Below are 25,659 nucleotides of genomic sequence, written 5' to 3'. Positions count from 1 at the left end.
AGCTAGGCACTGCGGATAGAAAGGTCAAGCGACCGGGGCACGCCCAAGCGCCGCAGTCACGGTTTCGGGATCAAGATACATGAGCTTTGGCGTGGCCGTCCACAAGATCGCCGTCTCGATCCGCCGGTCGGGGTAGATCTGACCAAGGGCATGGGCATAGGCCCCCATCTGCCGCAAGATCCCATCGGGCACCTGATCGGGCCGGTCCGGCACCACACGGTTCGATTTGAAATCGACTGCCAGCACCCTTTCATCCGTGATCACAACCCGGTCCAGCGTGCCTTCGATCTGCCGTCCGTTCAGGGTGGCGGTGACGGAGACCTCGGCCAGTGATCCGGGGGCGAACAGATGCGACAGCTCTGGCGACGACAACACTCCGGCAGCCTCCGACAGCATCAGTTCTGGGTCAAACGCCGCTGGCGTGACCGTGCGGGCGATGGCGGGCCAAAGGTCGGGCGCATGGGCGGGCAGATGCTCCAGCAGGTGATGCAGCACCGTGCCGCGTGACTTGGCCACCTCCACCATATCCCCCTCACCGGGCAGCGCCTTTGGCCCACCAAGGTCTGAGGGCGACACGGGGCCAAGCGCGCGCGGCACTTCGGGGGTGGGGTGTGCGATCCAAGGGGGCAGGGTGATGGCCTGCTCCGTCTGCTGCAACGCCGGGGCATTGGCGGGCCACACGCCGTAGGCGTGACGTAGCCGCCCTGCCGCATCGGGCCGCGCCCCAAGGGTCTGCAACCCGGCCTCGACCTGCCGATACCAGGCCCATTTCTCGCGCGGCTTTGCCTCTTTGCCGCTGGTCACTTTCGCCTCTCCCGCCCCGGCCACGATCAGCCAGGACCGTGCGCGGGTCAGCGCCACATACAGCAGGCGGAGGTTCTCTTCGGCCACCTTGGCCTTGCGCAGGCCAAGGGCGGTGGCGACATCCGGCGGGCTGTCTTTTTCCGGGGTTTTCCAGACTGGCAGACCATCTGACAGCTTGATCACCTCGGCATGGTCGCGCGGATTGCGGTCTGCGGTGTCGGGCAGGATCACGATCGGCGCTTCCAGCCCCTTTGATCCGTGCACCGTCATCACCCTTATGTTCGACCCTTCGCTGTCCAGCTGGCGCTTGACCTCCACCACGTCGCTTTCCAGCCAGATCAGGAACCCGGTCAGGCTGGGCACATCGTTGTTCTCATAGGCCAAAGCCTGATTGAGCAGTTCGTCGATCCCGTCCTCTGCCTCCGGCCCCAGCCGGGTCAGCAGGCGCTGACGGCCGTTGTGGCGCGTGAGGATGCGTTCCAGCATCTCATAGGGCCGCAGAAAATCGGCCTGATTGCGCAGGTCGGTCAGCACGGCCAGCGTTTCCGGCTCATCCGCGTTGCGCAAGGTTGCCCAAAGATGCCGTTCCGCCCGGCCATGCGCCAGACGGAACAGCCGGTCCTCGGACCAGCCGAACAACGGCGAGCGCAGGGTGGCAGCCAGCGACAGGCTGTCTTCGGGTGTGGCCAGAAACGACAGCAGCGCCACCAGATCCTTGACCGCCAGCTCTTCACCCAGTTTCAGCCGGTCTGCCCCGGCAATCGGCAGCCCGGCCTGTTTGCAGGCGCGGATGATCTGCGAAAACAGGGTGCCACGGGTCTGCACCAGGATCAGCACATCGCCGGCCTGCACCGCCCGGCTTGTCCCCTTTGCGGTCGGGATATGCACGCCGGAGTCGATCATCGTCCGGATTTCCGCGGCGATCATCCGCGCCAGTTCTACCGTGTGGTGGCTGTCGGAAATCAGATCGACCGGGTTCCAGCCATCTTCGTCCGAGGTGGTGTCGGCCTTGTCGATCAACGGCCACAGATCCACCCGCCCCGGCAAGCCATCAAAGAACGCCAGATGGCGCGGCGGATCGCCGAGAGCCGCCGGAAATTCGCTGCCAAAGGTGGCATCGACCACGTCCAGCACCGCTGGTGATGAGCGAAAGGAGTAGTCCAGCGTGCGATCCTGCATCGGCTGCGCGACGGCGGCAAACTTCGCGCTGAACTCCTGCCGTTTAGTGTCAAAGGCCGACAGATCGGCACCCTGAAACGAATAGATCGATTGTTTTTTGTCCCCTACGACAAACAGCGTGCGGATCTTGTCACTGGCACCCCGCCCTGCAGTAAATTCGGCGGTCAGCTTTTCGATCACCGCCCATTGCGCGGGCGAGGTATCCTGCGCCTCGTCCACCAGAATGTGGTCGATGCCGCCATCCAGCCGGAACAACACCCAGGCGGCAAGGCCGGGATCATTCAGCAGCTGCCCGGCCTTGCGGATCAGGTCGTCGAAATCCAGAAAGCCGCGATCTGCCTTTCTTGCCACGTAAAGCTGCAGGAAGACGCGGGCAAAGCGGTGCAATGCGAGGGTCTTTTCTGCCGCCTCCAGCGCCACCCGCGCCGCCCGTGCGCCCTCGACCCGGCCCATCAGCTTTTGCAGCCGCTCGCCCAGCGGGCCAAGCGCGTTGCGCAGGTCTTTGGCGGGGAAATCGTTGATCTTGGCCTGATTGGCCCGCGCCCCGGTGGCAAACAGGAACACGCCTTCCAACACCTGCAAGCTGCGCAGGTCGGGGGTGAACGGGTCCAGCGCCGACAGTTTGTTGGCGGCCTTTTGGTCGTTGACGCCACTGCCCGCCAGCCGCGCTGTCAGCTCGGCCAGAATGTCGCCCTCGTCCCCCAGGAACACCGCGTTCAGCAGGCGATCCAGCGTCAGCGTCTCTGGCTGGTCAAAGCGCGCGAGCGCTTCGGCGCGTGACAGCGGCCGCGCAAAATCATCGGCCCGGCTGCAAATCTCGCCCATCAGCGCGCCGAAATCTTCGGCGGTGTAATGCCGTGCCAGATCGGCTACCGCATCCGGTGCCAGGCGGTCGGCCATATCCTGCACGATGTCTTCGCGCAGGGTGCGGGCAGTGCGGTCATCCATTTCCTTGAAACCGGGGGTGACCCCTGCTTCCAGCGGATAGCGCCGCAGGAGGGTCGCGCAAAAGCTGTGGATGGTCTGAATACGCAAACCGCCCGGCGTCTCGATGGCGCGCGCGAACAACTGCCGCGCCAGCGCCAGCTGATCGGCATCCAGTGGCTCACCTTCGCCCAGATCGGTCAGATCGGCGCGCAAGCCGGCATCGGGTTTCATCGCCCATTCGCCCAGACGACGGAACAACCGGTTCTGCATCTCGGTCGCCGCGGCCTTGGTATAGGTCAGGCACAAGATATGCTGCGGCTGCACCTTGTTCAGCAACAGCCGCGCCACCCGGTCGGTGAGCACCCGGGTCTTGCCTGACCCGGCGTTCGCCGAAAGCCAGGTCGACAGGCCGGGCTGCGCCGCCGCCATTTGTGCAAGGCTGGCATCATGCGTCATGGCGTGTCCCCCGTCCCAACATCCTGCGGGTCAGGCTTGTCGGTCATCTCCCATTCGCCAAACCGGGCCAGATGGTCATAGTCGCCCGGAAACCGTTCGGTAAACACCGCCCGGCGCGAGGTATAGCCCTGACCCAGCCGCGCATAAGAGCCGATCAGGTGGTAAAGCCCGTCGCGCACGCCCTCCAGCTTTTCTGGTGTGATCTCATCTTCGGTGACCTTCCCGGCAGAGCCAAGGCCGACATAGGTGATCTTTGCCACTTGTTGCGGCCCCAGCCCCCTGAACCCACCTTCCTCCGCCAGCAGCGCGGCCAGATGCAGCTGTTTGGCAAAGGATTTCTGCTCTTTGTCAGAGGGCGGGCTGCCGGTCTTGTAGTCGATCAGATGCAGCTTGCCGCCGGGCAGCAGGTCGATCCGGTCCGGGGTGCCGAACAGCGTGAAGGTCAGGCCCTGTAACGCCAGCTCGCCTCGCCCCTCGACCAGCACGCTTTGCCCGCCTTCGGCCGCGTCAATGGTCAGGAAATGATCGGCAGCGCGTTCCATCCGTGCCGCCCACAGCGCGCGGGCGGCGGGCCATGGCACCTGATCCTCGAGCACGTCGGCGGTCAGCGCGAGCAGCCGGGCGCGGGCTGTGTCGCGGGTTTCTTCCGGGGGTCGCTCGCGCACAAACCGCTCCAGAATGGTGTGCACCACCGTACCCCGGTCGCGGGCATCGGGGGTCTGCCGGATCGGGTCCAGCGGGCGCAGGTTCAGCACCTTGTCGGCATAGATCGCGTAAGGGTCGCGGATCAGCACCTCGATCCGGGTCAGCGACAGCGCTGTCGGTCGGGCCGCCAGCGGCGGGCGCGGGGCAGGGCGCGTGGCCGGGATCAGCCCGGCGTCTGGTGCAGGCAGAGGCCGGTCCATCGCGGCGGCAAGGTCCAGCCATGTTTTCCCACGCGCCCGCATCTGGCTCAGGGCTTCTGGCCCGTTGCGGTCGGGCAGCCCATCCATCAGGTTGGTCAGCCGGTTGATCCAGCGCGACGGCACCGTTTCGGCCTCGGCATTGCGCAGCGCGCGCGACAGCACAACCCGAGGCGCGGCCACCGCCTGCTGAAAGTCATGCGCCGACAGGCCGATGCGCCGTTCCGGCAGCAACAGCCCGGCATCCAGCCGCATCCTGCGGTTCAGCCAGGGGTCGGGCGGGGGCAGCGCGGGCCATGTGCCATCGTTCAGCCCGGCCAGAATGACCAGATCTGCCCCCTGGACCCGCGCCTCCAACGTGCCCCAGATCATCACGCCGGGATGTGCGATCATCGGCGCGCGCACCTCTTCGCCCGAGATCAGCCCGTCAAGCAGATCGCGGAACTCCCCCGGCGACAGATCGCCGCCATGCACCGCCTCGGCCTCCAGCCCGGTCACAAATTCCAGCGCCTTCTCGCCCGGCGCTTCCTTCCACAACTCCCCGGTGCCCTCTGGCGCAGGCCCGCGCGACAGGCGTTCGGCCAGCCGGCGCAAGCGGGCGATGTGACCGGTCAGCGGGAGTGAACCGGCATCTTCCAGCCCATCCAGCGCTCCGGCCAAAGCGGTGGCCCAGCCAACGGCATGCGCGTTGGAATGCGCGCCCGCCCAGGCGATCAGGTCCGGCCCGGTGGGAAAGGCAGGCCCATCGCGCCGCAGCTTCAGCTCCAGATCGCGCGTCAGGAGCAGATGCTGGCCGCGATCCATTGCCGAGGCGGTCAGCGGATGCTTGAGCACGGTCAGCAGCGCGTCAGAGGTCAGTTTGTGACCGAACAGCCGCGCCACATGGCGCAGGAACCGGCCCGGCGCGGTCTGGTTCAGCGGAATGCCAGCGCTGTCATCGGGGCGGATGTTCCAGCGGTCCAGCGCTGCCGCGACCTGACGGGTCAGCACCCGGTCGGGCGAGATCAGGGCGGCGGGCGTGCCCCGTTCTGCCGCCTCGCGCAGGATCAGCGCGATCGACAGCGCCTCTTGTCGCGGAGTGGCGGATTCCATCAGCGTCACGTCCTGCATGGCAGCAGACAGCTCCGGCAGATCCGGTCCTTCGACCAGCCATTGATCGGTGACCGGGGCAGGGCGCAGCGCCAGCGACACTACCCGGTTGCGCGCGGCGCTGGGCGGTGCGGCATCGTGCCAGAGACGGACATCATGCGGCGTGGCCCCCATCAGCCCCATCAGCCGGTGGAACCTGTATTGCGGATGATCCTCCGAGGTCAGGGCATCATCCAGCCCGGCCCAGACCAGACCTGGCATGTCGAAATCATAGCCGGGCAGCACAATCGCGCCCTGCGGCAAACGGGAAACGGCCTGCATGAACAATGCTGTGGTCCCGCGTGATCCGGTGGACCCGGCTACGATCACCGGATCACGCGGCGGCGACGCGGCCCACAGATCGGACAACAGCAGCGCCAGACGCCGCTGGCGGCCCTCACTGTCCGGTTCCTCTGCATCGGTAAAGAACGGGGTGATGATGGTCAGAAATTCCCGCGTGCGGGCCCAATGTTCGGAATGGTCCGACACATCCAGCGCAGCGACCCGGTCGGGCCCCACGCCTTCGCCCTGCATCTCGGACATCAGTGCTGCCAGACTCTCGGCCAGATCGGTGAGGGCGGAACGTGGCGCCAGATCAGGCAGGGTGTCGAGCAGCCGCCCGATCAGCACGGTCAGCTGCAGCTTGCGCCGCAGCGCAGGGATGGCGGGCGGCAGATCGGGCACCACCATATCGGCGGCAAGGTCGCTGACCAGCCGGATGCGCGGCAGAAACCCTGCCCCGTGTGTTCCAAAGATCTGCACCACCCGCCGACGCATGCGTGTGGTGTTCAGATACAGCGTCACCCGCGCCATCGCCTCGGGCGGTTTGCCCTGCATCCGGGCGCGCAAGCCTGCGACCAGCGCGGCAGGAAAATCGACGCCCGGCGGCAGGGCAAAAAGCCGGGATTCAGTGGCGTCAAACATCCGGCCATTCCTTTGCGTCGCGCAATAGCGCTTCAGCCTCGGCGATGCCGCCGGGGTGGCCCACATCACACCAGTCACCGCGATGGACGATGCCATAGGCGCGCCCCGCAGCCATGGCCTGCGTCCATGGCCCATGCAAGGAAAATGCCTGATCCGTGCCGGTTAACAGGCGAGGGTGAATAATCTGCGCGCCAAGGTAAAGATAGCCGTCGCGCCCCTTGGCCCAATCCACCCGGCCCTGATCGTCCATCACGAAATCCGACCGGCCCGTGGCACTGCGCGCCTGCGCGGCGGGCAGCAGCAGGAACAGCTGGTCCATCCGCGCGCCGTCCCAAGCCTCCATCAACCGGGTCAACGGGTTCGGTCCGGTCCAGACCGCATCGGTGTTGAGTGTCAGCACCGGCCCGTTGCCGAGCAACGGCAAGGCGGCTTTCAGGCCGCCGCCGGTATCGAGAATACCGTCCCGCTCCCATGACAGGGCCACGCCGCTGCCTGCCAGATGATCGGCCAGTTGTTCGCCCAGGTAGTGCAGGTTGACGACCTGATGCGTCACACCCGCCTGTGCTGCGATGCGGCGGGCATGGTCGATCAGCGGCAGATCGGCCACCTTTATCAGCGGTTTGGGCTGCTTGGCGGTCAACGCGCCCATCCGGGTTCCGAAACCGGCCGCAAACAGCATCAGGGGGAAAGGGTGGCGCATTTGTCCCCTATCGTTTGCAGGAGGGCTGGCGTTGGTGCAGGCAGCAAAGGCGAACAGACCGCACGCAACCCGGACAGGGCGGGGTGCGCGAGATTGTCTTGCAGCTGCGCCCAGACCCTCGGGATCAGGCGCAGATAGCCGGGCTTGCCGCCAACAAGACAGAGCCGCGCAAAGATCCCCAGAATGCGCAACGACCGCTGCGCGCCCAGAACCGCACAAGACGCCTGAAACGCCGCAAGATCGCGGCCAGTGGTATCGGCAAAATGGGCGGTGATCTGGCTTACAACATCGACTGAGACATTGCGCCGCGCATCCTGTAGCAACGACACCAGATCATAGCCCGGCTGCCCCATTTGGGCGAGCTGGAAATCCAGCAGGCCAACCGCTGCCACACCCTGCCGTCCGGGCAGGTCCAGCAGGTTTTCCGCATGATAATCGCGCAGGATCATCACGCGCGGCCCATCGGCATGGCGCTGCAGTGCCTCGGTCAGGGTGACCCTGAACGCTGCGCTATCCGGTCTGTGACCCGTCGCCCCAAAGGCATACCAATCCAGCGCAAAGGCCGCTGCTTTGGCCCAGTCTTCCGCCGTCAGGTCGGGCAGACCAGCCGGGGCAGGGTGGGCGTGCAGATGCACCAGAACATCGGCAGCCGCGTGGTAAAGATGGACCTCCCGCTCCGGCGCGGTTTCGAGCACGCGTGCGAACAGGGCATCGCCAAGGTCTTCGATCAACAGAAACCCATGCTCCAGATCCTGCGCTAGCAGACGGGGGGCGGACAGGCCAATGCCGCGCAAATGCAGGGCAATCGCAACAAATGTCGCCGGATCATCACCCGTTCCGGGCGGGGCATCCATCAGGACAGCGGTTTCACCCGCAAGCGTCAGCCGGTCATAGCTGCGGTCCGACGCATCGCCCGCCAGAAAGCAGCGCTCCGCCTCGCCCCAGCCATGGGCGGCAAGAAAGATGTGTGAGGCAGCCTTGCGATCACGCATCCAGCGCTCCGGCCAGTTCAGGGCGACCGGAAAAGCAAACCGTTGCCCGGCGACCCTCATCCTCGGGGGTCAGGGACAGGCGGATGGCATTCTGTGGCGCATAGGCCCCAAGTCTTTCCGGCCATTCGACCAGACAAATTGCGGTGGCAAAGGCATCCTCCAGCCCCAGTTCCAGCACCTCATCGGGGTGGGAAAGGCGGTACAGGTCGGCATGCCAGATCTCGCCCGCCGGATCCTCATAGGTCTGGACCAAGGTAAAGGTCGGCGACGGCACATCCTCCATCCGGCCCAGCCGGGCGCGGATGATGGCGCGCGACAGATGGGATTTTCCGGCACCGATCGGCCCGGTCAGCAGGACCGTATCGCCCGGCACCAGATGGCTGGCCATCATCTGGCCAAGCGCATCGGTCGCCTCTTCCGAGGGCAGGAACAAGGAGTGACACTTCGGCTGCACCATATGCGCAGTTTTACCGTCGCAGGCTGCCGCCGCAAGCCGAACCCGTCAGGCAGAGCGTCGTTCGGCCGCAGAAAGTGGCGACGGCTCTTTTGTCGCCTGTTGTACCCGGAACCCCATCAGTGTTGCACCGCCGGAAAGCGGTGTAAACCGGCAGATGATCAGCCGCCCGTCGAGCATCCGCACCTCATCGCTCCAACCCTCTTTGTCGCCGATGGTGCCGACAAACTCCTCGGCCTCGGACCAAAGCCTGCTCGGCGCAGTCTGGCTGCGCCAATGGCGGGACAGCGAGGTAATGCCATCACTGGTCAGACTTTCCGCCGGATCATGGCCCCAGAGCTGCACATAGGCGGCGTTTGTCATCACCAGAATTCCGGTTTCTGAAAACACGGCCATGGCCTCATCCATCGAGTCGATGACGGATTGGCCAAGCTCCAGATCGGCGCGGTAGCGTCGGGTGCGGGTGATCTCGGTCGAAATATCCTCGATCATCAGGGCCAGGGCACCGTTGGGGTGTGGCCTGCCGATCACTTTGTAGGTCTGGCCACCCGGCAGATTCCAGGTTTCTTCATAGACGCCGGACGACGCCGCGCGTTCCAGATCGGTGATTTGCCTGCGCCAGCCACGATAATCCTTCGGTTCGGGCACCATGTTATGATCGCGCAGCGCATCCAGCACTGACAGCAGCGAGGGACGCAACGACAGAAAATCCGGTGGCAACCCTGTGAGATCCAGCAAGGCGGGATTGAACAGCTGCAGCTGACGTCGGCTGTCAAAAATCGCCAGCCCGATGGGAAGGTGCGCAAAGGTCTTTGTCAGGGTCTGCATGAAGTCGCGCAAGGTTGCCTCTGCTTGCACGGCAGAATCTGCAAGCAGGGCGTACACACGGCGGCCATCTCCATCAGGCATGCTGATCAGGTCGAACCATGATACAGACCCGTCTGGAAACTTCAGTTTTTGCCGCTGGCCGCTGGCACCTTGCACCGTTGCGGTGCGTTCGAACAGTCGTGGCAGGGGCCAGGTCAGTTCCTTTCCCGGAAAAAGATCGCCCGCCCGCAGCAGATAGGCTGTATTTGCCCAGACGATATCGCCGTTGTCTTTTTCCCGCCACGCAAGGAACGGGGCCTGTGACAGCATTGACCTCAGAAACGCCAGATCTTCGGTCATGGATCTGTGGGCCAGCGGATCGTTCCCAGGGCTCCGGTCCTTGGTCTCGGCGTCAATCAGGGTGATACGGGACAAGCCGCCGCGCTGTTCGGCCATCAACAAAAGCGGCTGACCATAGGAATCTTCTGATGCGAGGGTGACCACCCCTTCCTCTTCTAGCTTGGCCAGTTGCTGATCAATCTGGGGAAAGGCCGCTGAAAGATAGGCGAGCAGTTTGACCCATGGCGTGCCCGGAACATTGGAAGCCCCAAGAACCGCCTGACCGCCCGGCGTGCAATCGACCAGAGTTTCACCGTCGAACAAGAACAACGTGCCTTTCTGACGCTCATCAAAAATGCTGTCCCTCACGGGTTTCCGGTTCAGCTGAAACGCCACCATCAACAGCAGCCCGCCAAGCGCTGCCAGTATCGCGGTAAACCCCAGACCGAGACCTAAAACAACATGCGTATCCATATGTGTCCCGCTGCAAACAGCCCTAAAGTCAACCTAGGGTGTAGTTCGTTAACACAACGTTAATTAAAAGGCGGCTGTCAAATGGTGTATGCCCCGATTGGTGCGGCTGTGCTTCTATTCAGACCTGAATAGGCTCATTCTGCCCCAGTCCGTGCTCGACGACCTGCGCGAGGCGGTCCACGGGCCATACGACCTCGACAATGGCACCGCTGCGCTCCGGCCGTTCTTCGGGGGTCAGGAATGGATCGGAGGCGTTTGCAAAGGTCAGCTCTGCCCCGGTACGTTCCAGCAGGGTCTTGGCAATGAACAGCCCGAGCCCCATGCCCTCATACTCAGGACGCCTGGCAAGATCCTGTGAAGATCTCCGGCTGCGGACAAACGGATCACCAATCCTGCCAATGACATGCGACGGGAACCCCTCTCCATCATCGACAATGCGGATGGTTATGGTTTCGTCAGTCCATTCGCCATGAACCCAAACGGTTGTTTTTGCAAAATCAACTGCGTTCTGCACCAGATTGCGCAGACCGTGGATCACCTCGGGGCGGCGGCTGACGGTCGGTTGACGCTCGCTGCCCCCTGGTCCGGGCAGAAAAGTCAGCTCCACATGTTTGCCGCGCCCCTGATGCGGCTCGGCTGCTTCGGTCACCAGCATGGCAAGCGGTACGGTGCGCATGTGCAGATCATCTTTGCCAGCCCGCCCCATCGAATGCAGAATGTCGCGGCATCTGTCGGCCTGTTCGCGGATCAGCCGCGCGTCGTCCTGCAGCTCCGGCTGCCCCTCCAGCTCGTCCATCATCTCCGCCGACACCAGCTTTATCGTGGCCAGTGGCGTGCCCAGCTCATGCGCTGCCGCAGCCACCACACCGCCAAGATCGGTCAGCTTCTGCTCCCGCGCGAGGGCCATCTGGGTCGCAAGCAATGCGTCGGACATCGACCGGATCTCGGTGGCCACCCGGCGCGAATAAAGGCCGAGAAACAGAATGCCGATCACGATCGAGAGCCAGAACCCGAATTCGAACAGAACCGGAACCGACAGCACAGATCCGTCGGCGTAGCGCAACGGCACGTGTACAAACGAGATCAGCGTGATGAAGATGATCGACAGGCTGCCCAGAAACAGCGTCGTGCGCAGCTCCAGCGCCGAAGCAGAGATGGTGACGGGCGCCAGGATCAGCAGTGCAAACGGATTTGCCAGACCGCCGGTCAGATACAACAGGAACGACAGCTGCGACAGGTCGAACAGCAGCGTCAGCATCGCCTCGGTCTCTGACAGCCGCTTGTTTTCAGGAAAGACGAAAGCCGAGATCAGGTTGGCAATGATCGACGCGCCGACCGCAAGGTAACACAGCCCGAGCGGCAGCTGCATTTCGTAGTAGCGGTCGGCCACGGCGATTGCGGCCAATTGTCCCGCAATGGCCATCCACCGCAATAAAATGAGCGTACGCAGGCGAACCCAGTCGCTGCGCGTGTCACGGGAAAGCAGTCCGGCAGTTGGGGAAAGCATGGCATCCCTCGTCCAAAGGCATTATCACAGCCAGTGTTAGGCCTGCATGGTCCCGGGATCAATGCAGGGATCAACCTGGGGAACAGGCAGGAAAAGGTGGTGAAGATGACCAGGACGTATGCAGCACTGGCCGCCGCGGCTGTTGCCGGGCTTTTGGGCGGAACCGCACTTTATATTTTTCTCCAGCAGGGCGACGATGCCTTTGCCCAATGCCGCGGCGGGCAGGTCGGTGGCGGAGATATCGGCGGGCCATTTACGCTGGTTGATGACACCGGGGCGACGGTCACCGATGCGGATGTTCTGACCAAACCATCGCTGATCTATTTTGGCTACACCTTCTGTCCGGACGTTTGCCCGCTGGATGCCGCCCGCAACGCCGAGGCCGTGGATATTCTGGAGGAGTTTGGGGTTGATGTGACGCCTGTTTTCATCTCGATTGATCCGCAACGGGATACGCCCGAGGTCATGGCCGAATTCACCGAGAATCTGCATCCGAAAATGGTTGGTCTGACCGGATCGCCCGAACAGGTCAAAGCGGCCTCACAAGCCTACAAGACCTTTTATCGCAAACAGGATGGTGACGCGGATTTCTATCTCGTCGACCATTCGACTTTCACCTATCTGACCATGCCCGGAATTGGCTTTGTCGACTTTTTTCGACGTGAGGATACGGCAGAGCAGATGGCAGAACGTGTGGCGTGTTTCGCGTCAAATACACCTTGATGCAGAAAAATTGACCCCGCCCCCTATACACCCTACCTTCCCTCCAGGGTGGCAGACTTCAAAGAGGAAAACGATGGCAGAAGACGTGACGGCAGATCTGGGCCCGGACCGCTCGCTTTTGCTGGTTGATGACGACGAGCCTTTTGTCAAACGACTGGCGCGGGCGATGGAGCGGCGCGGATTCATTCCTGAGACAGCCGAAAGCGTCGCCGCAGGCAAGGCCATCGCGCAATCGCGCCCGCCCGCCTATGCCGTCGTTGATCTTCGGCTTGAAGACGGAAACGGGCTGGATGTCGTCGAAGCGTTGCGCGAACGCAGGCCAGATTGCCGCATTGTGGTGCTGACCGGGTATGGCGCGATTGCGACGGCAGTTGCGGCGGTAAAAATTGGCGCAACCGACTATCTGTCAAAGCCAGCCGATGCGAATGACGTCACCAATGCTCTGCTGGCAAGGGGCGCGTCAATGCCCGCACCACCGGAAAACCCGATGTCCGCCGACCGTGTTCGGTGGGAGCATATTCAGCGGGTTTATGAAATGTGCGACCGCAATGTGTCTGAAACAGCGCGCAGGCTTTCGATGCATCGCCGCACGCTTCAGCGGATTCTTGCAAAACGCAGCCCAAAGTAACGCGATTGCGCGCCTGTTTGTTGTACATTCAGAAATTTCGGATTATTGGAGAATAGAGAGTTCCAATAAGGATATGAAACGTGGACATCGATCTGAATGCACTGTCCCTTAAAGAGTTGAAAGATCTGCAGTCACAAGTTGCCAAAGCGATCAACGGTTTTGAAGATCGCCGCAAGAAAGAAGCTCTTGCAGAACTTGAAGAAACAGCGCGGGCTCGGGGCTTTTCGCTTGCGGAACTGACAGGTATCGCTCCTGTGCGCAAACGTTCGCCAGCGACGGCAAAATATGCCAACCCGACCGACCCGACGGACACGTGGTCCGGGCGTGGGCGGAAACCACGCTGGTTTGAGGCTGCGTTGAAAGACGGCAAGAAGCCCGAAGAACTCGCAATCTGAACAAAAAGCCATCCTTCGGGATGGCTTTTTCAGCCAAGCTCTGCCAGCAGATCAGCGTGACGACGGACGAAATCTGCCCGCACAACTGTGGGCGGGCGCAACTGAATCGCCAGCCCGGTGATCAGGGGTTCATTCAGTCGTCCGAACAGCTTGTCTGCCTCCGCCTCAGAGAAACCTGCAATGCTTACCGCCTCCATCCAGGCGGAGATGCGATCTGCCGCTTTGATCTGGGATTTGATCACAGCCGGCAATACCGCAGGCACACCAAACCGCAAATGCACGGCCGCCGTCAGACGCTCATCCAGCGCGCTGTAACCGGGGCCAATGGCAGCTTTTACCGGTGAAATCATGTCACCGATCACATATTCCGGCGCGTCGTGCAGCAAAGCTGCCATTTTCCATTTTGGCGCAATATCCCGGTTCAGACGGCTGAAAATTGCTTCAACCAGCAAAGAATGTTCGGCGACCGAATAGGCCCATTCCCCTTGGGTCTGACCGTTCCACCTTGCGACAAACGCCAGACCGTGGGCGATATCCTCGATCTCGATATCCATCGGCGTCGGATCAAGCAAATCCAGCCGCCGACCCGACAGCATCCGTTGCCACGCACGCTTTGGTTTTGCCACGCCCGGTCTCCTTTGTAATCTCTGTGGTCGTAACGCAGCGTCACGACGCGTTCAAATTCAAATGAGGGAATGCAAGGGAACTTTCAGCGCGCAAACCTCGTTGACCCGGCGATTGAAGTAGAACGGAAGAGACAAAATGTTCAATCCGCTTCCTATATTGGCTCTGGGGGCCGTTGCGGCCGGATATGCTGGTGCAATTGACCGCGTGGATCGCAGCTTTGACCTCGCACCTGATCCTGCGGTCGCGGCGTACACCGCTGCACCGGAGTTGTCGGTTCATGATTTCGTTGGTAAATTGCCGGAGACGGTTCAGGACCCGTTGTGTGATACCAAAGAGATGATCACCGTTTCCCTGACCGATGATTTCGCAGAAACACTGGAAAGCAGCTGGGTGCGGGAGCAACGCGTCAACGTGGAGCTTTGGACCTCCGACCTGATGGGCACATGGACTTTGCTTCATGTGGATCATGATGGCCTGACTTGCATTGTGTCGTCAGGTTTTGGCTGGACCGAGGAAATGAGCGCGGAAAGCATCGTCCGGAACCGGCCGATCAGCTAATTTTGTTCGCTTTTCCCGCGTTGTTCCAACCTCTCTTCGATGGTAAAGCCACGTCCAACAGACAGGAGATTTTTGGATATGGCTGACTATATCGTCAAGGATATCGGGCTCGCAGATTTTGGGCGCAAGGAACTGACCATCGCGGAAACCGAAATGCCGGGGCTGATGGCATGTCGTGAAGAGTTTGGCGCAAGCCAGCCTCTGAAGGGTGCCCGGATAGTCGGCTCGCTTCACATGACGATCCAGACCGCTGTGCTGATCGAAACGCTGACCGCGCTTGGTGCCGATGTGCGCTGGGCATCATGCAACATATTCTCGACCCAGGATCACGCCGCCGCTGCCATCGCGGCTGGCGGTACGCCGGTGTTTGCCATCAAGGGTCAGACCCTGACCGAACACTGGGATTACCTGGACCGTTCGTTCCTGTTCCCCGAAGGCGCGAACATGATCCTCGATGATGGCGGTGACGCCACGCTCTACGTCCTTCTGGGCGCACGGGCCGAAGCGGGGGAGGATATCATTCCCGTCCCGCAATCCGAGGAAGAGGAGGTCATCAAACTCCAGATCGCCAAGCGGATGAAGGAAACCCCCGGCTTCTTCACCAAGACCAAAGCTGCCATCAAGGGCGTGTCAGAAGAAACCACCACCGGCGTCCACCGCCTGTATGATCTGCACAAGAAGGGCCAGCTGCCTTTCCCGGCGATCAACGTCAATGACTCGGTCACCAAGTCGAAATTCGACAACAAGTACGGCTGCAAGGAATCGCTGGTCGATGGCATCCGCCGCGCCACAGATACTATGATGGCTGGCAAGGTTGCCGTGGTCTGCGGCTATGGTGATGTCGGCAAGGGTTCTGCTGCCTCGTTGCAAGGGGCTGGTGCGCGGGTCAAGGTCACCGAAGTGGACCCGATCTGTGCCTTGCAGGCCGCGATGGACGGGTTTGAAGTGGTTTTGCTGGAAGATGTTGTCGCAAGCGCTGACATCTTTATCACCACCACAGGCAACAGGGATGTGATCCGCATCGAGCATATCCGCGAGATGAAGGATATGGCGATCGTCGGCAACATCGGCCACTTCGACAATGAAATTCAGGTCGCAGCGCTGAAGAACCACAAGTGGACCAACATCAAGGAACAGGTCGACATGATCGAGATGCCAAACGGCAATCGCATCATCCTGCTGTCCGAGGGGCGTCTGCTGAACCTTGGCAATGCGACCGGCCACCCGTCGTTCGTGATGTCGGCGTCCTTTACCAACCAGGTGCTCGCGCAGATCGAATTGTGGACCAAGGGCGATGAGTATCAGCCGGGCGTCTACATTCTGCCCAAAGCGCTGGATGAAAAAGTAGCCCGCCTGCATCTGAAAAAGATTGGCGTAAAGCTGACCGAACTGCGCCGCGATCAGGCCGATTACATCGGTGTTCCGGTTGAGGGGCCGTTCAAATCAGATCACTACCGCTATTGATCTGACCAGACATGCGACTGGCCCTCATGATTTTGGGGGCCAGACTGTGCAGGAGTCCATCTTTCAGTGCCGGGTCTGTGGGGGGAGAACGCAGCCACTTTTCCCTTGGTCCCTTACCGATTTTCTGGCTAAAGTTTTTCACAGCCAAGGGAGCGGGAAACTTGGTGATTATAACCCAAGCCTGACAGGACAGTGAGCATGAGCAAACGTGACGATCTGATTGCAAAGTATGCGGAAGAGCTTTCCGGCAAGTGTAACATGACGCCCGATATGGCGCTGTTGACAAAAGTGACGATCGGCTGTGGCCCGGCGATCTATAATGATGACGCCTCTACCGTTGCTGGCAGTGACCCGGCCGAGCTTGAGACGATCAAGAACAACTTTCTGATCAAGAAGCTGGGGTTGGACGACAGCCCTCGGTTGATGGAGGCGATCAACGCTGTGATCGACACGTATGGCCGGTCGAACCGCAGCAAATATCGTGCTGTGGTTTACTACATGCTGGTCAAGCATTTCGGCAAGGAAGCCGTGTACGCTTGACCGTTACGTCGTGGACGAAGGGCTCCGCATTGTGGAGCCTTTTCAACACCTTGCGAAAGCCGAGACAGTTTTAGAGATGCGCCGCTTGCGGGCCTTGCCCGGTTTGCCCTAATGTCAATCGGACGGGCAGCATGCCTTGACCCTTTTTCAGAACACGTGTGGTGCTAGGGGACACGTGGGGTGGATGGAGGGTCCTTTGCTGATTGGGGCCCTCCGTTTCCATGGTTTGATCAACCTGCTTGTCAGGAGCCGATCCCTGCGAGTTTGCAGACGATCAACCATTCCGCCTCGGTCACCGGCTGAACAGATAGGCGAGTGCTTTTGACCAGCGCCATGTTTTCCAATCCGGGTGTCACCTTGCACTCATCCAGCGTCACCGGGCGTGTGACCGGCGCAATCGACTTGATGACCACGCAATCCCATCGCGGATCATCGGCTGTGCTGTCCGGGGCGCTTTCGCGAACCACTTCGACCACGCCGACAATTTCTTTGCCGACGTTTGAGTGATAGAAAAACCCCCGGTCCCCAACTTTCATGCTGCGCATGTTGTTGCGGGCCTGGTAATTTCTGACCCCTGTCCATTCTTCGCCGGTGTCGCCACGGGCGACCTGCTGATTCCAGCTCCAGGCGTCAGGTTCGGATTTGAACAGCCAATAGTTCATCCCACGACCTTTTTCCACTCGCGGATCGCCACACTTTCGAACAGCCCGGCCTTGGCATAGGGGTCGGCCTCGGCCCAGGCCTGCGCCTGATCCATCGAATCGACGGTCAGGATCACCAGACTGCCGATCATCCCGCCCGCAGCATCCAGAAACGGACCGGCCATTTCAACGATACCGCTGGACTGGATATGCTCCAGATGGGCGGCGCGGTTGTCGATGCGGGTTTGCAGGTGGTCGGGCTTGTCGATGCAGATCAGGGCGGCGCGCATGGGCTATTCCTCTTTCAGCGGGCGGGACATCAGGGCGTGGATGGCATCAGGAATGGTGGTCTTTCCCGTTGTAACCCGCGCAACCATGGCCGTCACTGGGATCTGATCGGCCACACCAAGATGAGCAGCCTGAGCAAGAATGGCTTGCGCCGTGGCCACGCCTTCGACGGTCAGCGAGGCATCCGGGCTGTCGCCGCGCCCAAGCGCCAGACCGTGCCGGAAATTGCGGGATTGATCCGAGGTGCAGGTCAGCACAAGGTCGCCAAAGCCGGACAGGCCCATAAGGGTTTCGGGCCGTGCGCCAAGCTGCGTGGCAAAGCGGACCATTTCGGCAAAGCCGCGCGTCATCAACGCCGCCCGCGCGCTTTCCCCCAGACCTGCGCCCATCACGATCCCTGCGGCGATGGCGATCACATTTTTCAACGCGCCGCCCAGTTCGGCCCCGATTACATCGCTGTTGCGGTAAATCCGCAGGATCGGCCCGGACAGGTCTTGCTGCACATGTTTCAGCGCAGCCTCATCCGTGCAGGCCAGCGTCAGGGCAGTGGCCTGACCCTGTGCGATATCGGCGGCGAAGCTCGGGCCCGTCAGGATCATCGGTGTGGCTTTGGGGCAGGCGCTGGCAATCAGGCCAGTCGGCCCGCGTTGAGTGGCAAGGTCCATCCCCTTGCAGCAAGCCACCAAATGCCGGTCCTTCAGATTGCCAGCATGCAGCGATAAAAACCCTCCAAGCGCTTGCATCGGCACCGAAAGCAAGATGGCGGGGCACAGGCCAAGATCTGACATATCCGCCGTAACAGAGACGTTTTCTGGCAGCACAGCGCCGGACAACCGACGAATTTCGCGGGTCGTTCGCATGTGATCGACCACCGCCGCGTCGCGCGCCCAGAGCCACACATCTCTGCCCTGCCGCGCCAAAGCAATCGCAAGGGCCGCCCCAAAGGCCCCAGCGCCAACAATGCCGACAGCCCCGTTCATGCTTTGGCCCCCTTTTTGCCCGACCCGATCATCGCCGGGGCGGTCTGATCCAGCGGCCAGCGTGGACGGGCTGACAAAGTTGCATCGTCGCGATGGCCAAGCCTGAACCGCTCGATTCCGGCAAAGGCAATCATCGCCGCGTTGTCGGTACAAAGCCGCAGCGGTGGGGCCAGAAATCTGACCGACATCTGGTCACAAACTGTCTCTAACGCAGCACGAATGGCCGTATTTGCGGCCACACCCCCCGCCACAGCAAAAGCGGGCGCAGTTGGGGCGCTCTCCAGATACAGGGTCAAAGCGCGCCGACTCTTTTCCTCCAGTACTGCCACCATTGCGGCCTGAAACCCGGCGCAAAGGTTGCGGCGGTCTGCCAATGTCAAACCGCCTTTGGCCGTAATCACCGCGTCACGTGTCCGCAGCAAAGCTGTCTTGAGACCGGAAAACGACATGTCACATCCGGGCCGGTCCAGCAGCGGGCGCGGAAAGGCGAAGCATTTGGCATCGCCCAATGCCGCCTCTGCCTCAACCATCGGCCCGCCCGGCTGCGGCAGGCCAAGCAGCTTTGCGGTCTTGTCAAACGCCTCGCCCGGGGCATCGTCAATGGTGCCGCCGATCCGGCGAAACATCTCCGAGCCATCGGCGATCAGAAACTGGCAATGTCCGCCCGAAACCAGCAGCATCAGATACGGAAAATCCAACCCATCTGTCAGACGCGGTGTCAGCGCATGGCCCGCCAGATGGTTTACGCCGACCAAAGGCAAGCCGGTGCCCGCCGACAGTCCCTTGGCCAGCATCACCCCCGACAGGACGCCGCCGATCAACCCCGGCCCTGCCGTCACGGCGATGCCATCCAGATCGGCAAAGCTGACCCCGGCTTCCTCCATCGCGCGCTCAACGCAGGCGTCCAGTCGTTCGGCATGCGCGCGCGCGGCGATCTCGGGCACCACGCCGCCATAGGCGGCATGCAGGCTGACCTGCCCCTCCACGACAGAGGACAGGATCTCGGTCCGGTTCCCCGCCCGCACCACCGCAGCCGCAGAATCGTCGCAGCTGCTTTCGATGCCCAAAAACGTCAGGACAGCGCGTTTTGGATCAGAGGGGGTCGGGCTTGTCTGCATGGTCCGCCGTTGCACCAAGGGATAACCGCAGGTAACACCATGGGCATGGTCCCGCAATCCCGCGCCCTTCCCGTGTTGATTACCCGGCCCGAGCCACAGGCAAGCCGCTTTGCCCGTGCGTTGCTGGATCGCTATGGAAAACGGGTTGCGCCGGTCCTGACGCCGTTGCTTGCGCCGGTCTTTTTGCGGCCTGACCTGCCGGACCGGCCTTTCACTTCGATTGTCCTTACGTCCGAGACGGGCGCAAGGGCGGCGGCGGCACTGGCCGATAGTCTGCCGCACCGTGCCTTTTGTGTGGGCGACCGGACAGCAGAGGTCGCCACAGCCTTGGGGTTTCATGCCCAATCTGCCGCAGGCGATGCGGAAAGCCTTTTCACGCTGTTGCTGGCGCAACGCGACGCCGCGCCGTTTCTGCATTTGCGCGGACGTGAGGCGCGGGGTGATCTGGTCTCACGGTTGAACGCTGAAGAAGTCGACGCGCAAGAGGCCATTATTTACGCGCAAGAGCCAAAACCCCTTTCGCCTGAGGCAATCAGCGTGCTGACAGGCGGGGGGGGCATTCTGGCCCCACTGTTCTCGCCCCGAACTGCCGAGCTATTTCGCCGCGCCCTGCGCGATCTGCCGCATAGCGCCAGTATGGCGGGCAGGCTTCGGATTGCAGCGTTAAGCCCTGCTGTTGCTGCAATCTTTGCCGATTTCCCGCCTGGACATATATCAATTGCCGCTGCCCCGACGCAGGGGGAACTGTTCCTTGCACTGGATCGTTTTATCTTCATTGCTTGATGCCCGAAGAGATGCGGGATTAGAATTGATTTGAGAGCGTCGCGCATGAACGCCCTCTCCCAACGTCACAGTCAGGAATGTCGCCATGGCCAAACGCCCCCCTTCCACCCCAACGGCCGAAGAGGAAGTGGTCAAAGCCCTCGACACGGTTGATCCCCAGACTGTTGATGCAGCGGAAAATGACGCCGTTGCCTCAGCGGTGACAGAACCCGCCGCCATGTCTGAACCTGTGATCATGGAAGAGCCCCGGCGCTTTGAGGCCGACCCCGCTGCACCGGCGCCGGTGGAGCAGAAGGCCGAGGCAGAGCCGGATTTTGTTCCGCCCCCGCCGACACCAATTGCAGAGAAAAAAGCGACACCAATTGCAGAGAAAAAAGGTGGCAGCGGCGCGTTTTTTGGCACCGTTCTGGGCGGTGTCGTTGCGGCAGCGGCGGGATATGCGCTTGCGACCTTTGTTCCGTTTCCCGGATCGGGTACTTCAGATGTGCCTCTGGCCACGCAGGCCGAAGTGCAGGCCCTTGCCGCCCGGATCAACACTCTGGAATCAGCCCCACCCCCGGATGATACGCTCGCTGATCGCATCGCAGCGCTGGAGGCGCGGCCGGTGCAGGATGCTCCGGCCGAACCTGATCTGTCGCCCCCGACCGAAGCGCTGGCCGCGCTGGAAGACCGGGTTTCCGCGATAGAATCGCAAGGACAGTCAGCACCGGGGGAGGGGCCTTCCGCCGATCTGGTCGCCCAGCTTGACTCGCTGCGTGCCGAGGTTGCCGAAATGAAGGCCAGCGGTGCCGATGCAAATGCCGGGCTTGAAGCACTGGCCGCGGAAACTCAGGCCCGTCTGACCGAGGCAGAGGCTCAGGCGAGCGCACTTCGGGCGGAGGCCGAAGAAACCGCCCGCAAGGCGGTCAGCGCCGCTGCATTGGCCCGCGTTCAGGCCGCTATGGATAGCGGAGCGCCGTTCGCGGCGGCTCTGGCTGATATTCCTGATGTCGAAATTCCTGATGCTTTGGTCGGCCTCGCTGATTTGGGTGTCCCGACCCGCGCCGCGCTGGAAGAGGCATTTCCCCCGGCGGCACGGGCCGCTCTGGAGGCGTCGTTGCGCGCCGATATGGGTGAGGGCTGGTCGGACAGGCTTGGCTCTTTCCTGCAAGCCACAACCGGCGCGCGTTCGCTGACCCCGCGTGAAGGCACCGATCCCGACGCGGTGCTGTCCCGCGCCGAGGCGGCGCTGCGGTCCGGTGATCTGGCGAAGGCCTTGACCGAACTGGAGGGCCTGCCACCCGGGGGTCAGGCCGAAATGTCGGGCTGGACAACGATGGCCCGTCAGCGTCTCGATGCGGTTTCAGCGACGTCTGCCTTGTCAGTCGCAGTGGAAGGGTAGGAAGAACAAATGCTCTGGACCCTGCTGAAAGTCATTCTGTTTGTTTTCTTCATCGCTGCGCTGACCTATGGCGCGGGTGTCTTGCTGGACACCGGCGGTGGTATCCGCATTGCTGTCGCCGGGTGGGAGATGACCCTCGGCCCCTTGCAGGCGGTCATCCTGTCCCTGGTGCTGGTGGTATCGTTGTGGGTATTGTTCAAGATTGTCAGTTTTGTGGTGGCGGTGCTGCGGTTTCTGACCGGCGACGAGACCGCGATTTCACGCTATTTCGACCGCAATCGCGAACGCAAAGGCTATCAGGCGCTGACCGAGGGTCTTTTGGCACTTGCTTCGGGTGAGGGACAGGTCGCCATGGCGCGCGCGCAGCGGGCCGAACGGTATCTGGCCAAGCCAGACCTGACCAACCTGCTGATGGCGCAATCGGCAGAGGCTGCGGGCGACACCAAACGCGCGGCAGACGCCTACAAGCGCCTGCTGGCCGACGACAAAACCCGCTTTGTCGGGGTGCGCGGGCTGATGAAGCAAAAGCTGGCTGAAGGCGATACGGATACCGCGTTGAAGTTGGCTGAAAAAGCCTTTGCCATGAAGCCGCGCCACGCCGAAACGCAGGATATTCTGTTACGGCTGCAGGCAGACCATGCCGACTGGAAAGGGGCCCGCCTGACGCTGGGTGCCAAGCTGAAGGCCGGGGAATTGCCGCGCGATGTTTACCGTCGGCGCGATGCTGTTCTGGCGCTGCAAGAGGCGAAAACCGTCTTCGACGACAGCGCCAGCATCGAGGCACGCGAAGCTGCGATCGAGGCCAACCGCCTGTCACCCGATCTGATCCCGGCCGCTGCCATGGCCGCCCGCAGTCTGGTCGGCAAGGGGGATCGCAAAGGCGCGACGCGGGTACTCAAAAAGGCATGGACCGTTCACCCCCACCCGGACCTGGCTGCGGCCTTTGCCGAGATCGAACCAGAAGAGACGCCGACAGCCCGTATCAAACGGTTCAAAGCGTTGACCGATGCGCATCCGGCCCATGAGCAGACCCGGTTGCTGCAGGCGGAGCTTTACGTCTCGGCTGAGGATTTTCCCGCCGCACGGCGCAGCCTTGGCGACATTGTCACCACCCATCCGACGCAACGATCCCTGGCGATCATGGCCGCCATAGCGCGGGGTGAAGGCGAGGATGACTCGGTCGTGCGTGGCTGGCTCACGCGCGCGCTGACGGCACCGCGCGGCCCGCAATGGTGTTGCGACAAGTGTCATGCAATCCACGCGCAATGGCACCCGATCTGCGACAATTGCGGTGGCTTTGATACGCTCAGCTGGCGCGAACCCCCTGAAACCTCAGGCCCAAGCGCAACGGGGACGGAGCTGCTGCCGCTGATCGTCGGACAACCCGCGCCGCCGCCAGATCCCGCCCCGGAGCCGTTGACCGCAGAAGATGCGGACATAGTCGCCACCCAACCAAGGCCAGACTGACACAAGCCAGCCGCGATCTGCAAAAACTCAAGCCCGGCCTTGGCAACCGGGCTTGACGGGGAAATCACTAGCAGCCTAGTAGATCCGGCAGGAAAGTGCCGCAGTAGCTCAGCTGGTAGAGTATTTCATTCGTAATGAAGAGGTCGGCGGTTCGAGTCCGTCTTGGGGCACGCGTTCGCATTCTGCGTCACTCTTGCAACATACTTGCAACGCCGAACTGGAAAACACTTAGTTTTCAATGTGGTTGGTTCGCAGCCCACGTCATTCGTAATGATGGCGAGCAGCCTCCAAACCACTTAAATTCGTTACATTTTTCGCGTCTGTGCAGCCATTTTACAAGGATGTCACAGGTTTCGCGGCTTATGATGCCAATCGCCACAATGTCGCCGAGGTCGTCTGGCACAAGGCCCAGAAACCAGTTGAGGACCACGACATGGAGCCACGCTTGAAACGCGAAGACCCAGAGGCATGAACCATGTGCTCGCCACATGTAACGGGTTTCCGTTGCCTTCATGAAGGCGTCGTCGGCAACTTGTCGCCCATTGCAGCTCACAGCATGTAGATGAATGAGCAACATGTTGAGATAAAATCGCTTGACTGCACCTACATCTTGACAATACAGCGAACTTTCGAATCACTGCAAACTAACCTATTGAAAGTTCTTTGGGGGAAAAGGAGAACTGCCTGTGTCGGTCATATTTGATGTTGCACTGTTGGCGTTGCTGGTTGTCGCCGCAAGCGTCTCTCTCGGTATTCTCTTCACAGTGCTCCACATTGGTCGAGACCGGTGGAAGGAGGCCGCGAACCTCTCAGGATCCGCAAGCGCAGTCCTTAAGGGCGAAGTAGAGACAGACAGGGACGGACTGCGCGACCCGCGCGTGAGCAAGGGGAAGGTCTGGGACAAGGCTACAAAACACTGGCGTAGTCAAGGAAAGCTGTCAGACGAGTATGTGAAGAACATGGTTGCCTAAAATTGAGAACCTTTTGTGGATGGGTGCCTACGATTACAGGCAATCTATCGTTCGCAATTATCGGGCAAGGAGCCCAGCCAAAGCGAGCATTTAAGGTTTCCCGAGCAGGTAATGGATTGCGTCACGTAGTAGTTGCGCAGAAACGCAGGACTACGGATACTCCGTTTGGTTTTCTTGGCGATCTCCTAAACCTAGCGCTGCGGCGTGAGGGATATACAGTTTACGTCCTGTTCGGCAAGTCAGTCCGGAACGAAGAATTTGAGACCTTGTCCGGCCCCTGCGTGGAATTGACTCCTGGGGAGTTCAAGTCCGCCATGAAGAAACTAACGCCACTTCTACAGCCCGACCAAAATGATCAAGAGTTTGACGAAACTTTCGATAAAGTCGCTGAGGAGTTCACCGATCTCAGCAATAGGCCAGGCTGCGGGCTATCTGCGGTTGTCCTTAACCGTAATGGAAAGGCAGAGATCAGCTTCGAAGGCCAATTGAGTGATCGAGAAGCCCAAGATGTTGCGTCTCAGATTTTATTCTTCTTGCGGGACGTGTGCCATGTCCACCAGCACCATGCGCCTACTTCCGACACTATCTTGGACGTCATTCCTTATGACGAGAGCGATCGAGCGTGGAAGCGAGAAACATTATACTCTTTGTACCGTTGGGTTATTCAGCAAAAGAGAACCAAGAACCCGGAAGCCTATATCGACGCGAAGGGTGTACTGGCCTACGCGCGCGCCTTCGAGGAAAAGCACTGCAGTAACAATAGTGCATCAAGTGGACTCCCTCAGTATCTTCGCGAAGCCACAATGGAATCTATAGACGCCGGGCTCGCACGCGCTGAGATCGAGGAAGAATCCAAGGGGCGGCTGACGTCAGCGTTTTTTAACAGAGTAGTACCACTGTTTGGATTAGTTTTGGCGTTTCTCACTCCGCTATACAGACCATCCGCGTCCAGTGGATCTACCAACCAAGCGGTTTTGGTCGAAAGATTCGCTCAGTGGGTCAACGATAACTTTATCAGCGTAGGTGCCACATTGGCGCTAATGGTGGTTTTGGCGAACGTTTCATTCATCTTCCGTGGTCGCATTTTTGGACGACGCATATGGTTCGATCTATTCCGCTCGATCTATCCTGCACCCTACTGGCTAGTGATCTCTGCGCTGTTCATACTGACCACAAGCTTGTTGCTGCTAATCCTAGAGAGATATATTGCTTTGACGATGTTACCACTAGGCTTTGCACCGTAAAGCCTAGGCATGAGCGTCGCAGATTTGGTTTATGAGAAGTGGTGCCGCCGAAAGGACTTGAACCCCCACCCCCGCATTACGAATGAGATGGTGAACCGCCTACCCCGCTGGTAACCAAACATTCTTCCTAGGCTCAGGACTCATTGATCATATCCAGAAGATGACGATGGCGGCTATGGCGATTGCGGACATGAAGGTGTGGGCGCAGCGGTCGTATCGTGTGTGAATGCGCCTCCAGTCCTTGAGTTTTCCAAACAT

23 protein-coding genes, 1 tRNA gene and 1 pseudogene are annotated in these 25,659 nt (G+C 61.1%); 12 read left to right on the top strand and 13 right to left on the bottom strand.

Going from position 1 to position 25,659, the window contains the following annotated elements; all coding sequences use genetic code 11:
• Positions 1-24: 24 nt before the first annotated feature.
• From addA to regB, 7 genes are all read right to left on the bottom strand, one after another.
• Entirely contained in the window at positions 25-3,366 is a 3,342-nt protein-coding gene (gene addA, locus D1012_RS17295) for a double-strand break repair helicase AddA (RefSeq protein ID WP_118155289.1), read from the bottom strand.
• Positions 3,363-6,320 carry a double-strand break repair protein AddB gene (gene addB, locus D1012_RS17290; RefSeq protein WP_118155287.1) on the bottom strand — a complete coding sequence of 986 codons (2,958 nt, stop codon included), beginning with the start codon at positions 6,318-6,320 and terminating at the stop codon, positions 3,363-3,365. The genes addA and addB overlap by 4 nt, the downstream gene beginning before the upstream one ends.
• Entirely contained in the window at positions 6,313-7,020 is a 708-nt protein-coding gene (locus tag D1012_RS17285) for a nucleotidyltransferase family protein (protein ID WP_118155285.1), read from the bottom strand. The genes addB and D1012_RS17285 overlap by 8 nt, the downstream gene beginning before the upstream one ends.
• The gene (locus D1012_RS17280; protein WP_118155283.1) at positions 6,999-8,012 is read right to left on the bottom strand and encodes an aminoglycoside phosphotransferase family protein; all 1,014 of its coding nucleotides are present in this window, start codon (positions 8,010-8,012) and stop codon (positions 6,999-7,001) included. Before D1012_RS17280 ends, D1012_RS17285 begins: the two co-directional genes overlap by 22 nt.
• On the bottom strand, positions 8,005-8,469 hold the full coding sequence (tsaE, locus tag D1012_RS17275; RefSeq protein WP_118155281.1) for a tRNA (adenosine(37)-N6)-threonylcarbamoyltransferase complex ATPase subunit type 1 TsaE: 465 nt from the start codon (positions 8,467-8,469) through the stop codon (positions 8,005-8,007). The genes D1012_RS17280 and tsaE overlap by 8 nt, the downstream gene beginning before the upstream one ends.
• Positions 8,470-8,514: 45 nt before the next feature.
• Positions 8,515-10,086, bottom strand: coding sequence for a PAS-domain containing protein (locus D1012_RS17270; protein ID WP_118155279.1), 1,572 nt, complete (start codon positions 10,084-10,086; stop codon positions 8,515-8,517).
• 118 nt (positions 10,087-10,204) lie between these two features.
• Entirely contained in the window at positions 10,205-11,593 is a 1,389-nt protein-coding gene (regB, locus tag D1012_RS17265; RefSeq protein ID WP_118155277.1) for a sensor histidine kinase RegB, read from the bottom strand.
• Positions 11,594-11,698: 105 nt separating this feature from the next.
• Here regB and D1012_RS17260 point away from each other — a divergent pair, with 105 nt between their 5' ends.
• The 3 genes from D1012_RS17260 (at position 11,699) to D1012_RS17250 (ending at position 13,339) form a co-directional block, all read left to right on the top strand.
• Positions 11,699-12,316 carry an SCO family protein gene (locus D1012_RS17260; protein WP_118155514.1) on the top strand — a complete coding sequence of 206 codons (618 nt, stop codon included), beginning with the start codon at positions 11,699-11,701 and terminating at the stop codon, positions 12,314-12,316.
• 73 nt (positions 12,317-12,389) lie between these two features.
• Positions 12,390-12,944 (top strand): ActR/PrrA/RegA family redox response regulator transcription factor, encoded by a 555-nt coding sequence (locus tag D1012_RS17255; RefSeq protein WP_118155275.1) that lies wholly within the window; start codon positions 12,390-12,392, stop codon positions 12,942-12,944.
• 80 nt (positions 12,945-13,024) lie between these two features.
• Entirely contained in the window at positions 13,025-13,339 is a 315-nt protein-coding gene (locus D1012_RS17250; RefSeq protein ID WP_118155273.1) for an H-NS histone family protein, read from the top strand.
• Between the two features lie 29 nt (positions 13,340-13,368).
• On the opposite strand, the gene D1012_RS17245 is transcribed toward D1012_RS17250, so the two are convergent.
• A complete protein-coding gene (locus D1012_RS17245; protein ID WP_199489551.1) occupies positions 13,369-13,935 on the bottom strand; it encodes an HD domain-containing protein in 567 nt (188 codons plus the stop codon).
• A gap of 166 nt (positions 13,936-14,101) precedes the next feature.
• Between D1012_RS17245 and D1012_RS17240 the strand changes: the two genes are divergently transcribed.
• From D1012_RS17240 to D1012_RS17230, 3 genes are all read left to right on the top strand, one after another.
• Entirely contained in the window at positions 14,102-14,524 is a 423-nt protein-coding gene (locus D1012_RS17240) for a hypothetical protein (protein ID WP_147335728.1), read from the top strand.
• A 78-nt stretch (positions 14,525-14,602) separates the two neighbouring features.
• Positions 14,603-15,988 (top strand): adenosylhomocysteinase, encoded by a 1,386-nt coding sequence (gene ahcY, locus D1012_RS17235; RefSeq protein WP_118155267.1) that lies wholly within the window; start codon positions 14,603-14,605, stop codon positions 15,986-15,988.
• A gap of 198 nt (positions 15,989-16,186) precedes the next feature.
• On the top strand, positions 16,187-16,528 hold the full coding sequence (locus D1012_RS17230) for a DUF2853 family protein (protein WP_118155265.1): 342 nt from the start codon (positions 16,187-16,189) through the stop codon (positions 16,526-16,528).
• Between the two features lie 242 nt (positions 16,529-16,770).
• Here the strand turns inward: D1012_RS17230 and D1012_RS17225 are convergent, their stop codons facing one another.
• From D1012_RS17225 to tsaD, 4 genes are read right to left on the bottom strand one after another with little or no spacing between them, the layout of a single operon-like run.
• On the bottom strand, positions 16,771-17,190 hold the full coding sequence (locus D1012_RS17225) for an EVE domain-containing protein (protein ID WP_118155263.1): 420 nt from the start codon (positions 17,188-17,190) through the stop codon (positions 16,771-16,773).
• Positions 17,187-17,459, bottom strand: coding sequence for a YciI family protein (locus tag D1012_RS17220; RefSeq protein ID WP_118155260.1), 273 nt, complete (start codon positions 17,457-17,459; stop codon positions 17,187-17,189). The genes D1012_RS17225 and D1012_RS17220 overlap by 4 nt, the downstream gene beginning before the upstream one ends.
• Before the next feature lie 3 nt (positions 17,460-17,462).
• A complete protein-coding gene (locus tag D1012_RS17215) occupies positions 17,463-18,437 on the bottom strand; it encodes an NAD(P)H-dependent glycerol-3-phosphate dehydrogenase (protein WP_118155257.1) in 975 nt (324 codons plus the stop codon).
• A complete protein-coding gene (tsaD, locus tag D1012_RS17210; RefSeq protein ID WP_118155513.1) occupies positions 18,434-19,555 on the bottom strand; it encodes a tRNA (adenosine(37)-N6)-threonylcarbamoyltransferase complex transferase subunit TsaD in 1,122 nt (373 codons plus the stop codon). The genes D1012_RS17215 and tsaD overlap by 4 nt, the downstream gene beginning before the upstream one ends.
• Positions 19,556-19,594: 39 nt before the next feature.
• Between tsaD and D1012_RS17205 the strand changes: the two genes are divergently transcribed.
• The 6 genes from D1012_RS17205 (at position 19,595) to D1012_RS17180 (ending at position 25,401) form a co-directional block, all read left to right on the top strand.
• The gene (locus D1012_RS17205) at positions 19,595-20,338 is read left to right on the top strand and encodes a uroporphyrinogen-III synthase (protein ID WP_158569381.1); all 744 of its coding nucleotides are present in this window, start codon (positions 19,595-19,597) and stop codon (positions 20,336-20,338) included.
• Positions 20,339-20,423: 85 nt separating this feature from the next.
• Positions 20,424-21,719 (top strand): COG4223 family protein, encoded by a 1,296-nt coding sequence (locus D1012_RS17200; RefSeq protein WP_118155251.1) that lies wholly within the window; start codon positions 20,424-20,426, stop codon positions 21,717-21,719.
• 9 nt (positions 21,720-21,728) lie between these two features.
• Positions 21,729-23,186, top strand: a complete 1,458-nt coding sequence (locus D1012_RS17195) for a heme biosynthesis protein HemY (RefSeq protein WP_118155248.1) — start codon at positions 21,729-21,731, stop codon at positions 23,184-23,186.
• A gap of 97 nt (positions 23,187-23,283) precedes the next feature.
• Positions 23,284-23,356: transfer RNA gene (locus tag D1012_RS17190), tRNA-Thr, on the top strand.
• A gap of 516 nt (positions 23,357-23,872) precedes the next feature.
• A complete protein-coding gene (locus tag D1012_RS17185) occupies positions 23,873-24,157 on the top strand; it encodes a hypothetical protein (protein ID WP_118155245.1) in 285 nt (94 codons plus the stop codon).
• A gap of 116 nt (positions 24,158-24,273) precedes the next feature.
• Positions 24,274-25,401 carry a hypothetical protein gene (locus D1012_RS17180; RefSeq protein ID WP_118155242.1) on the top strand — a complete coding sequence of 376 codons (1,128 nt, stop codon included), beginning with the start codon at positions 24,274-24,276 and terminating at the stop codon, positions 25,399-25,401.
• Positions 25,402-25,548: 147 nt separating this feature from the next.
• Here the strand turns inward: D1012_RS17180 and D1012_RS17175 are convergent.
• Positions 25,549-25,659: pseudogene (locus D1012_RS17175) on the bottom strand (IS5/IS1182 family transposase); the annotation flags it as partial.

Source organism: Pseudotabrizicola alkalilacus, from assembly GCF_003443995.1.
GTDB lineage: Bacteria > Pseudomonadota > Alphaproteobacteria > Rhodobacterales > Rhodobacteraceae > Pseudotabrizicola > Pseudotabrizicola alkalilacus.
Note: the sequence above shows the minus strand (reverse complement) of the source record. Positions and strands in the feature narration are given on the sequence as shown.

Excerpts from the sequence above, each read along its gene's own strand:
- D1012_RS17245 (WP_199489551.1), bottom strand. The coding sequence starts at position 13,935 with ATGCTGTCGGGTCGGCGGCTGGATTTGCTTGATCCGACGCCGATGGAT.
- regB (WP_118155277.1), bottom strand. The coding sequence starts at position 11,593 with ATGCTTTCCCCAACTGCCGGACTGCTTTCCCGTGACACGCGCAGCGAC.
- tsaD (WP_118155513.1), bottom strand. The coding sequence starts at position 19,555 with ATGCAGACAAGCCCGACCCCCTCTGATCCAAAACGCGCTGTCCTGACG.
- D1012_RS17240 (WP_147335728.1), top strand. The coding sequence starts at position 14,102 with ATGTTCAATCCGCTTCCTATATTGGCTCTGGGGGCCGTTGCGGCCGGA.
- D1012_RS17280 (WP_118155283.1), bottom strand. The coding sequence starts at position 8,012 with ATGCGTGATCGCAAGGCTGCCTCACACATCTTTCTTGCCGCCCATGGC.
- addB (WP_118155287.1), bottom strand. The coding sequence starts at position 6,320 with ATGTTTGACGCCACTGAATCCCGGCTTTTTGCCCTGCCGCCGGGCGTC.
- D1012_RS17205 (WP_158569381.1), top strand. The coding sequence starts at position 19,595 with ATGGGCATGGTCCCGCAATCCCGCGCCCTTCCCGTGTTGATTACCCGG.
- D1012_RS17230 (WP_118155265.1), top strand. The coding sequence starts at position 16,187 with ATGAGCAAACGTGACGATCTGATTGCAAAGTATGCGGAAGAGCTTTCC.
- D1012_RS17260 (WP_118155514.1), top strand. The coding sequence starts at position 11,699 with ATGACCAGGACGTATGCAGCACTGGCCGCCGCGGCTGTTGCCGGGCTT.
- D1012_RS17255 (WP_118155275.1), top strand. The coding sequence starts at position 12,390 with ATGGCAGAAGACGTGACGGCAGATCTGGGCCCGGACCGCTCGCTTTTG.
- D1012_RS17215 (WP_118155257.1), bottom strand. The coding sequence starts at position 18,437 with ATGAACGGGGCTGTCGGCATTGTTGGCGCTGGGGCCTTTGGGGCGGCC.
- ahcY (WP_118155267.1), top strand. The coding sequence starts at position 14,603 with ATGGCTGACTATATCGTCAAGGATATCGGGCTCGCAGATTTTGGGCGC.
- addA (WP_118155289.1), bottom strand. The coding sequence starts at position 3,366 with ATGACGCATGATGCCAGCCTTGCACAAATGGCGGCGGCGCAGCCCGGC.
- D1012_RS17285 (WP_118155285.1), bottom strand. The coding sequence starts at position 7,020 with ATGCGCCACCCTTTCCCCCTGATGCTGTTTGCGGCCGGTTTCGGAACC.
- D1012_RS17200 (WP_118155251.1), top strand. The coding sequence starts at position 20,424 with ATGGCCAAACGCCCCCCTTCCACCCCAACGGCCGAAGAGGAAGTGGTC.
- D1012_RS17225 (WP_118155263.1), bottom strand. The coding sequence starts at position 17,190 with ATGAACTATTGGCTGTTCAAATCCGAACCTGACGCCTGGAGCTGGAAT.
- tsaE (WP_118155281.1), bottom strand. The coding sequence starts at position 8,469 with ATGGTGCAGCCGAAGTGTCACTCCTTGTTCCTGCCCTCGGAAGAGGCG.
- D1012_RS17195 (WP_118155248.1), top strand. The coding sequence starts at position 21,729 with ATGCTCTGGACCCTGCTGAAAGTCATTCTGTTTGTTTTCTTCATCGCT.
- D1012_RS17220 (WP_118155260.1), bottom strand. The coding sequence starts at position 17,459 with ATGCGCGCCGCCCTGATCTGCATCGACAAGCCCGACCACCTGCAAACC.
- D1012_RS17270 (WP_118155279.1), bottom strand. The coding sequence starts at position 10,086 with ATGGATACGCATGTTGTTTTAGGTCTCGGTCTGGGGTTTACCGCGATA.